This is a genomic window from Pseudofulvimonas gallinarii, from assembly GCF_004343305.1.
In the GTDB taxonomy this organism is placed as follows: domain Bacteria; phylum Pseudomonadota; class Gammaproteobacteria; order Xanthomonadales; family UBA2363; genus Pseudofulvimonas; species Pseudofulvimonas gallinarii.
On record NZ_SMAF01000018.1, the window covers coordinates 16,148 to 28,678 of the forward strand.

Here is a 12,531-nt window from a genome sequence, read left to right on the forward strand (position 1 = left end):
GGGGCGCTGTCGCGCCCTCCGGACCGGTTTTGCCGGCGGCCTTTGCCGTCGGGAAGCTGTTCCTGCGCCCGCCCTGGCGCCCGGCTCCCCGATTGCTGCTTGCGCCGGAGCAGGCAGCGAAAGAATGGGGGCACAATCGCCGCGGATGTAGTCCCGTACCCGCGGCGTGCCGAGGCGCATTTCCATGGCAACGCCGCGGCTCCCGGGCGGCCCGCCACGCGGGCATCCCTACCCCCGCTGCGCAGACCCCGACAAGCCCGCTTACGCGAGGAAGGTGAGGTCGCCAGTGGAGAAGTCGCCGCGCACCGGGCGCCAGGCGAGGAAGCCGTAGGCGAAGTTGCAACCGGCCGTTCCCGCCACCGCCCCGAAGCCAAGGGTGCCTTCGGCGCGAGTTTACGCCCTGCACACCAGGGCCCGATGGCGACGCTGGTGCGCGGGGCGTCCGGCCCGCCCACAGCCGGTGCGTCGGACTGCCCGGGAAGTTGAAGCGGGAGGCCGTGGGCCGGCCGCTTTCCGGTGGTTTGGCTGCTGCCGCATGGCTTGCGGTTTCCACGCGTCGCACCCGCGGAGGCGGGAGCCCAGTGTTCTTCGGCCCGACGTGCATGGCCGCACATAGGGCTTGCAGGTGCATTCTGGATCGCCGACCTGGCCAGGCGCGACCAACTTGAGCGCTTCGATGAACCCCGGGGCGGGCAAACCAGCTATCCGGCGATTTGCGGGATGGCATCAGAAGTCGAGGTCGAGGGCGGCGCAGAGGTAGTCGACGAGCGGGGCCAGGCGTTTGACGCGGCTCATCAGGAAGCGGTCGAAGGCCGGGGCGAGCACTTCGCTGTCGGCGAACTCGTGCACGGCGATGAAGTCCTTGCGCTTGAGGTCGTCGATCAGCGGATGGTCGGCCGGATAGCCCCTGGGCGGACGGGTGAGGCTTTCGCCGCCGAGGTGGAAGTCGCGGCGGAAGGCGGGCCCATGCGCGGCCTTGCGCCAGGCTTCCGGGTTGTCGGCGATGAATTCGCGGACCTGCTTGAGCACGGGTGGTTCCGGCCGCCACAGGCCGGCAGCGATGAAGCAGGCGCCGGGCTGGATGTGGATGTAGAACGAGGGTGCGTGCACGTCGCGCCGGCGCTCGTGGTACAGGCGGATGCCCAGCCAGGGCTTGTACGGTTCACCGCCGCGATGGAAACGGGTGTCGCGCTGGATGCGGAAGAGCGAGCCGCCGACCTTCGCGGGGTTGGCGACGAAGTGTGGACTGACATCCAGCAACGGCCCGGACAGGGCGCCGACCAGCCGCAACGCCGGCTCACGCGCGGACTGCTCATAGCGTTCCTTGTGGGCAAGGAACCACTCGCGGTTGTTGTTGCGCGCCAGTTCGCGCAGGAAGCGGAATACGGACGGGTCGAGCCAGGCCTTGGACATGCATCCTACGGTGCGAGACGTCCGACGGCCTGTCAAACGGTTCCGCGCACACGGCCGGCCTCTGCGGCTGTAGGCTGTCCGCATGCAGGTGATCTGGCGACCGGGCAGTCTCATCGAAGGGCAACTGGCGCGGCAGCTGCTGGAGGCGCACGGCATCGCCTGCCATCTGGCCGGCGAACATCTTGCCGGCGGCATCGGCGAGCTGCCGGTGTACGGGCTTTACGCGTTGATGGTTGATCCGGCGCGCGCGGACGATGCCTGGCGCCTGCTGGCCGAGCAGGGCATGTTCGACGGTTCGGAAGCGGAATTCGAAGCCTGAGGCCGGCGCGGCCGCGCCCGGGCGGGACGGGGTCGTGTGACTGGACGATCCCTGCGCGGTCGCCTTGCCGATTTCCGGCCTCGCCTCGGCCGGCACCCGTGCGCGCAGCTATCCGTCCGGCGGCCATTCCGGTTAGCGTTGGCGACCTGATACGGGAGAGATCGGCATGCAGCGGATTTTCGTTGGCGCGGTGCTGCTCGGGCTGGTCGCAGCCACGGCAGCGCAGGCGTCGGAACGCAAGGCGTGGGACAGCACCTACGAACCCTTGCCCTCGTCGACCACGGTACTGCGCAACGCGACGGTGCTGGTCGGCAATGGCGAGCGCATCGAAGGCGGCGACGTCCTCATCGTCAACGGGCGCATCGAGCGCGTCGGCAAGGGCGTGCGTGCGCCGGCCGGCGCGGTCGAAGTCGATGCCACGGGCCGCTGGATCACGCCGGGCATCATCGACGTGCATTCGCACCTGGGCGTGTACCCCTCGCCGGGCATGCGCGCGCATTCCGACGGCAACGAGATGGTCAATCCGGTGACGGCGCATGTCTGGGCCGAGCACGCCGTATGGCCACAGGATCCCGGCTTCGGCGCGGCGCTCGCCGGCGGCGTGACGGCGATGCAGATCCTGCCGGGCTCCGGCAACCTGATCGGTGGTCGCGGCGTGACGCTGAAGAACGTCGCGGCGGAAAGCTACCAGGCGATGAAGTTCCCCGATGCACCGCAGGGACTGAAGATGGCCTGCGGCGAGAATCCCAAGCGCTTCTACGGCGGCAAGGGCCAGGCGCCGATGACGCGCATGGGCAACGTCGCCGCCTACCGCGCGCAGTTCCAGGAGGCGCAGGAATACCGTCGCAACTGGCAGGCCTGGGAGCGGCGCCAGCGCGAGGGCACGGGCAACCGCCGTGGCGCTGAGAGCGGTGGCGCGCCGGCGACGCCGCCGAAGCGCGATCTGCGACTGGAAACGCTGGCGGGCGTGCTCGACGGCGACATCCTCGTGCACATCCACTGCTATCGCGCCGACGAGATGGCCGTGATGCTGGACCTGGCGCGCGAATTCGAATTCCGCATTTCCGCCTTCCACCATGGCGTCGAGGCCTACAAGCTCGCCGACCGCCTGGCCGAGGAAGGCGTCTGCGGCGCGCTGTGGGCCGACTGGTGGGGCTTCAAGATGGAAGCCTACGACGCCATCAACGAGAACCTGCTGCTGGTGGACCGGCCGGCGAACGGCTGCGCCATCGTGCATTCGGATTCGTCCGAGGGCATCCAGCGCCTCAACCAGGAAGCCGGCAAGGTCATGGGCCACGCCCGCCAGGTCGGTCTCGAGATCGCACCGGAGCGGGCGATCCGCTGGCTGACGCAGAACGCGGCGAAGGCGCTCGGCATCGATGCACACACCGGCACGCTGGAGGCCGGCAAGATGGCCGACGTCGTGATCTGGAACCGCGATCCATTCAGCGTCTATGCGCAGGCCGACCAGGTCTTCATCGACGGTGCGCTGGTGTACGACCGCAGCGATGCGACGCGTCGACCGGTCAGCGATTTCATGCTCGGCCAGGAGGTGCAGCCGTGATCCGTTCGACCGCAACGCTGGCCGCGCTGGCCTTCGGCATCGCAACCGCCTTCACCGCCGGCACGCTGCGCGCGCAGGACGTGCTGATCAAGGGCGCGCGCGTGCATACCGCCTCCGAGGCCGGCACCCTTGAACGCGCCGACGTGCTGGTGCGCGGCGGTGTGATCCGCGCCGTGGCTGCCGATGTCGCCGCGCCCGCAGGCGTGCCGGTGTTCGATGCCGCCGGACTGGAACTGACGCCGACGCTGTTTGGCGGCCTCAGTGGCCTCGGCGTCGAGGAAGTGTCGGGCGAGGCGGAAACGGTCGACCACAGCGTCGCGCTCAACGGGCCCGGCACCGTGCCGGCGATCGAACCGGACTGGCGTCCGGAGTTCGACCTGTTGCCGGCCTTCAATCCGCGTTCGGCGGCGATCGGCGTCAATCGCGTCGCCGGCATCGGCTGGACCGTGCTGGCACCGAACGCGATGCCGGGCGGCAGTTTCGTCGCCGGGCAGGGCGCGGCGGTGCGCCTTGATGGCAGCTTCGACGCGGCGCTGGAAGCGGGACGCAGCCTGTTCATCGACCTCGGCAGCGATTCCAAGGCGCTTGCCGGGGGCAGCCGCGCAGCGCAGTACATGCTGCTGGAACAGGCCTTGCGCGAGGCTCGGCCGGCGCCCGCCGCCGGCATGGTGTCGATGGTGCCGGGCCACGGCCTGCTGACGCCGCTGGGTCGCGAAACGCTGATGCGTTACGCGCGCGGTGGCCGCGTCGTCTTCCACGTCGATCGCGCCGCCGACATCCGCCAGGCGATCGCACTGGCGCAGCGCAGCGGCTTCGAGCCGGTAATCGCCGGCGGCGTCGAAGCCTGGGTGGTGGCCGACGAGCTGGCGCGCGCGAAGGTGCCGGTGCTGCTCGATGCGCTGGAAAACCTGCCGGGCAGTTTCGACCGCCTCGGCGCGCGCCTGGACAACGCGGCGCGACTGCATGCCGCCGGCGTGCCGGTGGCTTTCACGCAGAGCGGCGACGCCACCCACAACGCCCGCAAGATCCGCCAGGTGGCCGGCAACGCCGTCGCCAACGGCCTGCCCTGGGAGGCGGCGCTGGCCGGCCTCACGCGCGTGCCGGCGGAGACCTTCGGTGTCGCCGACCAGGTCGGTCGCATCACCGTGGGCCAGCGCGCCGACCTGGTGCTATGGTCGGGCGACCCGCTGGAAGTGACGACCTTCGCCCGGCAGGTCTGGTTCGACGGCAAGCCCGCTTCCATGCGTTCGCGGCAGACCGAGCTGCGCGACCGTTACCTGAAGCCGGCCGGTCCGCTGCCGCGCGCCTACACGCATTGACGGATCGCGTGGCCTGTGGGCCGCGCAGACTGCGCACGCCACTTCGGGTGGCGTGATCGCGCCGGATTTTGCGCTGGCGTCCCCGATAACCGTCAGGGAGAAGGGGATGACGCAGCGCTGGATCCGTTCGATGCTGGTCGTGTCGCTGGCCTGTAGTGGCCAGCACGCCACGGCCGCCACCTGGTACATCTCGGAAAGCCTGGGCAACGACGCCTGGAGCGGCCTGCTCGCCGAGCCCAATGGCGCCGGCACCGATGGTCCCAAACGCAGCCTTGCGGCCGCACAGACGTTGCTTGCCGCCGCCGGCCCCGGCGACGACGTGCGCCTGCGCCGCGGTGATGTCTGGACCGGTGGCAGCGGCCTGATGATCCATCGCACGCAGGGCACGGCGGCGCAGCCGGTCCGGCTGCATGCCTACGGCACCGGCGCCGCGCCGAGCCTGGTGATCACCGGCGCCAGTCCGGCGCTGGTCGTCCGCGGCGATGCCGACCGCGCCAGCCGCCACGTCGAGATCGCCGACCTGCAATTCCAGTCGACGGCGCCGGCCGGCTCGCGCGGCGACGGCGTCCTGGTGCTGGAAGGTTTCCATCCGCACCGGCCTTCGGACATCGTCCTGCGAGCGATCGACGTCCGCGGCTTCCTCTCCGGCATCAACATCCAGGCCGACCGGGTGACGCTGGAAGAATCGATCGTGTTCAACAACTTCGCGCTGGCCGGGGAGGCCGACGGCGGCCCCGGCGTCTACGTGCTCGGCTCGTCGGCCACCATCCGCAACAACCTGATCGACCACAACGCAGGCGACCGTTCCTTCTTCGCCTGGAACCTCTACGTCCACGGCGGCAGCGGCCATGTCATCGCCGGCAACACGCTCAGTCGCTCGGTCGGCGGACTCAAGCTGCGCGCCAATGCCGACACCGTGGTGATGCACAACCGCTTCCGCGAGATCTGGCTGACGCCGATCAATGTCGGCGGCGACGATGCCGGCGGCTGCTTCGACCTGCGCATCGAAGGCAACGAGATCACCCAGTCGGTCGGCGGCATCACCATCCAGGACCAGTCCGGTGGCGGCACGATCGGCACCCATCGCCTTCGCGTCGTCAACAACGTCATCGGCGAGGACAGCCCGCCGGTGCCGTCCGCGCCCTTCGGCGCCGGCGCCGATGGCCTGATCGCCGTGTCGCCGGATCCGCTGGACGACGTGCTGATCGCACACAACACCGTCTGGGCGACGGCCGGCAAGCACGCGCTCAGCGTGTACGGCCCGGCACGTCCCGGCCTGCGCGTCACCGGGAACCTCTGGGGCCAGGCCGACGCCGGCGTTGCCCATGTCCGACTGGGTTCGGCGGCAGTGGCTGGCAGCATCGGGCTGGACCACAACCTCTATGCCGGCGTCGGCGCCGTCGCCAGCGTCGGCGGCAGCACGCACGCCACGCTGCCGGCGTTCCGCGCCGCATGGCCGACCCTGGAATCCGCGGGGCTGGCCGGAGCCGCGAACCTCGTCGGACCACCGGCGGACCTGAGACCGACCGAGGACAGCCACCTCGTCATCGACACCGGACCGGTGCTGGCGGAAGTCGGCGATGACATCGACGGCACGCCGCGTCCGCTGGATGGCGATGGCGACGGTACCGCACGCAGCGACATCGGTGCCTGGGAGTTCGGTTCCGACGTGATCTTCGCCGACAGCTTCGAATGATCGTTTTGCGGCGGACCCAAGCGGACGGGCCGCCGCCTTTTTTTTCCGGTCAGCCGGCGCGGCTGGCGATCTGCGCCACCGCCTGCGGCAGCTGCGACGGATTCTCGACCGTGAGCAGGCGCGGTGATGCTTCGTCCAGGCCGTGCTCGGCCTCGTGTGCCCAGGTGACGTGGTAGGGCATGTGCACGCCCCAGCCGCCGAGCCGGATCACCGGCTCGATGTCCGAGCGCAGCGAGTTGCCGATCATCAGGAAGCCGTCCGGCTGGGTGCCCAGTTCCTCGAGCACGCGCGTGTAGGTCCGGGTGTCCTTTTCCGAAACGACCTCGATGCGGTGGAACAGGTCGGCCAGGCCGGACTGTTCGATCTTCGCTTCCTGGTGGAACAGGTCGCCCTTGGTGATCAGGACGATCTCGTGGCGCCCTGCGATGGCTTCGACCGCTTCGCGGATGCCCGGCAGCAGTTCGACGGGGTGCTCCAGGGTGGCGCGACCGATCTCGAGGATCTCGCGCAGGTGTGCGGCGCTGATGCGCTCGCCGCTCAGCTCGATGGCCGTTTCCAGCATCGACAGTGTCATGCCCTTGGCGCCGTAGCCGAACACCTTCAGGTTGCGCCGCTCGACGGTCAGCAGGTGGTCGACGTTGCGGCTTTCGTCGAGATCGACGTAGCGGCCGAGGATGTCGTGGAATCCCGCTTCGGCCTTGCGGTAGTAGTCCTCGCTGCGCCAGAGCGTGTCGTCGCCGTCGAAGCCGACCCAGTTGATCGCGCCCATCGTGGTGTTCCTGTTGCGGCGGCGCAGGATACCAGCGGCCGCCGGCCATCATCGGACCTGGGCGTCGAACTGAATCCCGGATGCGCCCGGGTATGCCGCGAACTTGCCCAGCCGGCCCCGACCCGCGATCATGTGCGGTTTCGCGCCGGCTCCCGGCGCCGTTGATCTCCTTCCGGACACACGCTCATGGGCATCCAATGCGGCATCGTCGGCCTGCCGAACGTCGGCAAGTCGACCCTGTTCAACGCACTCACCAAGGCCGGCATCGCCGCCGCCAACTTCCCGTTCTGCACCATCGAGCCGAACGTGGGCGTGGTGCCGGTGCCCGATCCCCGCCTGGATGCGCTGGCGGAGATCGTGAAGCCGCAGAAGACGATCCCGACCGCGGTCGAGTTCGTCGATATCGCCGGCCTGGTGGCAGGCGCGTCGAAGGGTGAAGGCCTGGGCAACAAGTTCCTGGCCAACATCCGCGAAACCGACGCCATTGCGCACGTCGTGCGCTGCTTCGAGCATTCCGACATCGTCCACGTCTCCGGCAAGGTCGATCCGATCGCCGACATCGAGACCATTGATACCGAACTGGCGCTGGCCGACCTGGAGTCGGTGGAAAAGGCGCTGAACCGCGTCGAGCGTGCCGCCAAGGCGCAGGACAAGGAAGCGTTGGCCAAGCGCCCGGTGCTGCAGAAGCTGCAGGCCGTGCTCAACGAAGGGGGCTCCGCACGTTCGGCTGGCCTCGACGAAGACGAGAAGGCGCTGGTCCGCGACCTGTTCCTGCTGACGCTGAAGCCGCTGATGTACATCGCCAACGTGCGCGAGGACGGCTTCGAGAACAACCCGCACCTCGACGCCGTGCGCGCGCGTGCCGAGCGCGAGGGCGCCGAAGTCGTGCCGGTCTGCGCCGCCATCGAGGAAGAGCTGGCGCAGCTGGAACCCGAAGACCAGCAGGCCTTCCTGGAAGACCTCGGACTGGAAGAGCCGGGCCTGAACCGCGTCATCCGTGCCGGCTACCGCCTGCTCGGCCTGCAGACGTACTTCACCGCAGGCGTGAAGGAAGTGCGCGCCTGGACGGTGAAGAAGGGCTCGACCGCGCCGCAGGCCGCCGGCGTGATCCACACCGATTTCGAGAAGGGCTTCATCCGCGCCGAGACCATGGCCTACGACGACTTCATCAAGTACAAGGGCGAGGCTGGCTGCAAGGAAGCGGGGCGCCTGCGTCTGGAAGGCAAGGACTACATCGTCCAGGAAGGCGACATCCTGCACTTCCGCTTCAACGTCTGAGGCCGCCGCGCGGCAGTTGCCGCCCGCCGTCACAGCAGCGCCACGCGCAAGCGGTCCACGGCCCGCCCGCATCCCGCGCCGCCTCCAAAGCCCGTCATGCGCGCGGGGTCACCATCCGGCGACGCCTCCAGCCCGTCATGCCCGCGAGCTCCGCATCCCGCGACGCCTCCCGGCCCGTCATTCCCGCGAAGGCGGCCATCCAGCGAACGGGGACCTCTTCACACGGAATTCTGGATACCCGCGTGCGCGGGTGTGACGGAATTGGGGTCACAGAGAGTCCTCTACGGGGCGACGAAGCGAGGAATCACCGCCATTTTTCGTGCTCAGAGGAAGTCGCAGCTCAATGCGCCTTCCGGCTGTATGGCTGAAGTCCGCGCATGTCGAAATTGGCGGCGACAGGGATCGCGCGCAGGTCGAAGATGCGGACGCTGATGCGGTCGGGCTGTGGGTCTTGGGCCAGGCGCGGCGATGCGCATTCTGCCGTCATGCCCGCGCAGGCGGGCATCCCCGCGAACGGGGCGTCTTCGCAAGGAATTCTGGATACCCGCCTGCGCGGGTATGACGGCATCGGGGGAGCGGCTATACGTCAACGGCACGACGACGCGACGAATCACCGCCACTTTTCGTGCGCAGCGGAAGTCGCAGCTCAACGCGCATTCCGGCTGTATGGCTGAAGCCTGCGCATGACGAAACTGGCGGCGACAGGGATTCGCGCGCAGGTCGAAGGTGCGGACGCTGATGCGGTCGGGCTGTGGGTCTTGGGCCAAGCGCGGTGGTGCGCATTCCGCCGTCAACCCGCGCAGGCGGGTGCCCAGCGACGTCTCCCAGCCTGTCATGCCCGCGCAGGCGGGCATCCAGCGTCATGCGCGTGCTGTCGGGATGTGGGTTTGTCACCGGCATGCCGAGCCAAGGCATGCGCCCAGGGCCGCCACGCACTGATCGCGTCCGCGCCGAATTTCACCGCGCCATGCGGACATGGACCGGCTGTGCCGCACTCGCGCACCGGATCGACGCCCGGGAGGCGCATGCCGCACAATGCCGGCATGGATATTTCCCTGACGCTGATCCTCATCATCGCCACCGCCGGCGTTTCGCTGGTGGCGTTCCGCGACCACGCCCTGCTTGACCGCCTCATCCTCTGGCCGCCGGCGGTATCGCGCGGCGGCCAGTATTACCGCTTGCTGAGCTACGGCCTGGTGCACGGCGATGGCATGCACCTGCTGTTCAACATGGTCACGCTGTATTTCTTCGGCAGCGTGATGGAGCCGGTGTTCGCCAGCCGGATCGGCGACGTCGGCTACGTGCTGTTCTATGCCGGCGGCCTGCTGGTGTCGATCCTGCCCAGCTACCTGGCGAACCGGAACAATCCCGGTTACCGCAGCCTTGGCGCATCCGGCGCGGTATCGGCGGTGCTGTTCGCCTTCATCCTGCTGCAGCCCTGGGCGATGCTCTACGTGTTCTTCATCCCGGCGCCGGCGATCGTGTTCGCGGTCGTCTATGTCGGCTGGTCGGTGTGGGCGGAGCGTCAGGCGCGCGACAACATCAACCACAGCGCGCACCTCTGGGGTGCCGCCTACGGCATCGTCTTCATGCTGGTGATGGAACCGCGCGTGCTGCTCATCTTCTGGGAGCAGCTGACCCATCCGCGCTGGGCCGGCTGAGAAGGGCGCGGCGATGGCGCGGGTGCTGAAACAGTTCACGCTGCCGCCCTCACTGCTGTTTCCGCAGGGCTGGTCCGGCACGGTGCCGGACCTGCGACGCATCCAGGAGGCACTGGCCGGCCGCGTCAGCCTGCGCAATGCCTTCCGCAGCTTGCCGCGCTGGATCGCCGGCGTCGATGTCGGCCTGGGCCGTTTCGCGAAAATCGCACGCGCGGCCGCCGTGCTCGTCGACTCGCGCACGCTGTTGCCGGTGGCCGAAGCGGTGGTCGAGCAGCCGGTTGCATTGCCCTACATTCCGGGCCTGCTTTCCTTCCGTGAATTGCCGGTGGTCCTGCAAGCCCTCGCGCAACTGCCGCGCCGGCCCGACCTGCTTATGTGCGACGGCCAGGGCATCGCGCATCCACGCCGCTTCGGCATTGCCGCGCACCTGGGCGTGGCGACCGGACTGCCCAGCATCGGCGTCGCCAAGTCGATCCTGGTTGGCACGCATGACAGTTTGCCCGGGCGGCAAGGTGCGCAGCGGCCCTTGCTCATCGACGGCGAAGGGGTCGGCACGGTGCTGCGTTCGCGTGCCGGCTGCGCACCGTTGATCGTTTCACCCGGACACCGCATCGGCATCGAGCGCGCGGCGGATTTCGTCATGGCGATGCTGACGCGTTACCGCCTGCCGGAGCCGACACGGCTCGCCGACCGCCTGAGCAAGCCGCCGCGGGACACGGAGCACCGCTGAGATTTCACGCTTCGAAGCGCGGATGCCCGGGTCCTGGATGCCATTTCATCCGGACGGCTGCGGGCGTCACGCCCGACAGCCACCGACGCTGCCAGAGGCCGGCCGGAGTCGTCCAGGTGCCCGCTGTTTCAGCCGGCGGTCATTCGAATCCGGAAGCGAAGATCCGGTCCATGACCTTGTTGGCGCATTGGACCTGGACGTCGAGGACGTCGCCGCCTGCGATCACGCCGCTGCCGCCGCCGACCTGGCAGGTCTGCAGCGGGCTGGCGGGTTGCTGTCGGACGGTCACCGAGTAGGCGTCGCCGTCCAGCAGCGTCGTGCTGAACTCGAACGCACCGTTGGCGCTGACGGGCAGGACTTCAATGCCATTGAGGTCCAGCGCCAGCCCGGCGCCGGCCAGGCCGACGACGGCACCGCCGACGCGATATCGGACAGGCGGCTTGCAGTCGATGTGTACGTCGCCGACGTCATCCCCGTTGACCGTGCCGCTGCCATTGTGGACGTGGCAGACCTGTTCGGGCGCCGCAGGAGCCTGGAGGACTACCACCGTGTACGTGCCACCATCAATGATCCGGCTGTCGAAGGCGAAGATGCCATTGCTGTCGAGGGCCAAGGTCTCGCCGGCGTTCAATCGAAGGGCCAGGCCAAGTCCCAGCAGCCCGGACACGTTGCCGCCGATCCGGAACTGCAACGGTGCGCCGATCGTCCCGGCGGCGCCGAAGGCGGCATGGTCCATGTAGGTCGAGCCGGTTCCGCTGTTCATCAGCAGGACCCTGGCCGACCGGGTTCCGGCGGGCGGCGTGAAGTCGAGAAGATGGTGCAGCGTCCAGGCGCCCGGCGAGGGCGATTTCTGCGCCGTGGCCGTGAAGGAAGGCGTGCCCGAGCAGTTGCCCGTGCCGTAGAACCAGACGGCCAGCTCGGCCGGGTCACCGGCCGCACCCTCCGACAGCGCGTACGCGTCGATATCGCCGCCGGGCAGCGCCACGCATTGCGATGCATGCTGCGCGGCCCCGTATGAGCGCTGCAGCAGGACCGCGCCCGGAGCGGGCTCGCCGGCGTCGCCACGCCAGACCACGTATCCACCCTCGTGGAGGGTGGCCTCCCATTGGAACAGGCTCTAGGCGAAGTCGGGATTCAACAGCAGGTTCGCCGGTCGCGGCGGCACGCCGGTCGTGCCCGCCGGTCCCAGCGCCGCGTCATCCCAGTGCAGCGTGACGGTGCCGTGGTCGCCGGTGGCGCCGGCGATGAACATCACGCTCTGTGTGGCAGCTGGCGTCTGCATGCCGTCGATGCGGTACAGCACCCAGCCGTCGTCGAGCAGGTGCGGTGTCGCGACCGCGTTGCCGGCATAGCCGCCGCCACAGTTCGCCTGGGTGAATGCCGATACGCTGGCTTCGCCGTAGTAGCGGAAGTTGGAAGTCGCATGCAGCTTCCCGTAGATGTGCGCGTCGAGCACGCTCGCTGATGTGTTGACGCACTGGCGTACGAATGACGAGTCGCCGGTGAAGTTGGCGAACAGGCTGATGCCATCCGTCCCTCCACGGCCGATGCCTGCCACCCAGCCTGCGCCTGCACCGGCACCTGCGGTCTGGAATGTCCAGCCCGTGCTGTTCGAGTCGAAGCCCGGATTGACCAGGAGATTCGCCGCAGCCAGCGGCAACGCGACACATGCGCCCAGGCCCGTGGCGAGTGCGGACCAGAATCTGTTCGTCATCGATGTCCTCTCCGATTGCGCGCGTAAGCCGCGGCAATCCCTCCCTTCGGTGTGTGCGAGCCTAGCAA

Annotated in this window: 11 protein-coding genes; 7 read left to right on the forward strand and 4 right to left on the reverse strand. The window is 68.8% G+C overall.

The annotated features are described in order from the left end of the window. Positions 1-726 precede the first annotated feature (726 nt). On the reverse strand, positions 727-1,413 hold the full coding sequence (locus EDC25_RS11085) for a DUF2461 domain-containing protein (protein ID WP_123522777.1): 687 nt from the start codon (positions 1,411-1,413) through the stop codon (positions 727-729). Positions 1,414-1,495: 82 nt separating this feature from the next. Here EDC25_RS11085 and EDC25_RS11090 point away from each other — a divergent pair, with 82 nt between their 5' ends. From EDC25_RS11090 to EDC25_RS11105, 4 genes are all read left to right on the forward strand, one after another. Next, positions 1,496-1,732, forward strand: coding sequence for a putative signal transducing protein (locus EDC25_RS11090; RefSeq protein ID WP_123522778.1), 237 nt, complete (start codon positions 1,496-1,498; stop codon positions 1,730-1,732). Between the two features lie 166 nt (positions 1,733-1,898). Further along, positions 1,899-3,296 (forward strand): amidohydrolase, encoded by a 1,398-nt coding sequence (locus tag EDC25_RS11095; RefSeq protein WP_123522779.1) that lies wholly within the window; start codon positions 1,899-1,901, stop codon positions 3,294-3,296. Then, positions 3,293-4,615: an amidohydrolase family protein gene (locus tag EDC25_RS11100; protein WP_164484131.1), complete on the forward strand. Its 1,323-nt coding sequence runs from the start codon at positions 3,293-3,295 to the stop codon at positions 4,613-4,615. The genes EDC25_RS11095 and EDC25_RS11100 overlap by 4 nt, the downstream gene beginning before the upstream one ends. Before the next feature lie 106 nt (positions 4,616-4,721). Continuing rightward, positions 4,722-6,311: a right-handed parallel beta-helix repeat-containing protein gene (locus EDC25_RS11105; protein WP_123522780.1), complete on the forward strand. Its 1,590-nt coding sequence runs from the start codon at positions 4,722-4,724 to the stop codon at positions 6,309-6,311. 49 nt (positions 6,312-6,360) lie between these two features. Here the strand turns inward: EDC25_RS11105 and EDC25_RS11110 are convergent, their stop codons facing one another. After that, positions 6,361-7,080, reverse strand: coding sequence for an HAD family hydrolase (locus tag EDC25_RS11110; protein ID WP_123522781.1), 720 nt, complete (start codon positions 7,078-7,080; stop codon positions 6,361-6,363). 186 nt (positions 7,081-7,266) lie between these two features. Here EDC25_RS11110 and ychF point away from each other — a divergent pair, with 186 nt between their 5' ends. The 3 genes from ychF (at position 7,267) to nfi (ending at position 10,749) form a co-directional block, all read left to right on the forward strand. Then, positions 7,267-8,358 (forward strand): redox-regulated ATPase YchF, encoded by a 1,092-nt coding sequence (ychF, locus tag EDC25_RS11115; protein WP_123522782.1) that lies wholly within the window; start codon positions 7,267-7,269, stop codon positions 8,356-8,358. A gap of 1,043 nt (positions 8,359-9,401) precedes the next feature. Next, positions 9,402-10,019 (forward strand): rhomboid family intramembrane serine protease, encoded by a 618-nt coding sequence (locus EDC25_RS11120; protein WP_123522815.1) that lies wholly within the window; start codon positions 9,402-9,404, stop codon positions 10,017-10,019. A 13-nt stretch (positions 10,020-10,032) separates the two neighbouring features. Beyond that, positions 10,033-10,749 carry a deoxyribonuclease V gene (nfi, locus tag EDC25_RS11125; RefSeq protein ID WP_123522783.1) on the forward strand — a complete coding sequence of 239 codons (717 nt, stop codon included), beginning with the start codon at positions 10,033-10,035 and terminating at the stop codon, positions 10,747-10,749. A 139-nt stretch (positions 10,750-10,888) separates the two neighbouring features. Here nfi and EDC25_RS11130 read toward each other — a convergent pair whose 3' ends face one another. Next, positions 10,889-11,824 (reverse strand): hypothetical protein, encoded by a 936-nt coding sequence (locus tag EDC25_RS11130; RefSeq protein ID WP_123522784.1) that lies wholly within the window; start codon positions 11,822-11,824, stop codon positions 10,889-10,891. 42 nt (positions 11,825-11,866) lie between these two features. After that, positions 11,867-12,463, reverse strand: a complete 597-nt coding sequence (locus EDC25_RS11135) for a hypothetical protein (protein ID WP_123522785.1) — start codon at positions 12,461-12,463, stop codon at positions 11,867-11,869. Positions 12,464-12,531 lie beyond the last annotated feature (68 nt).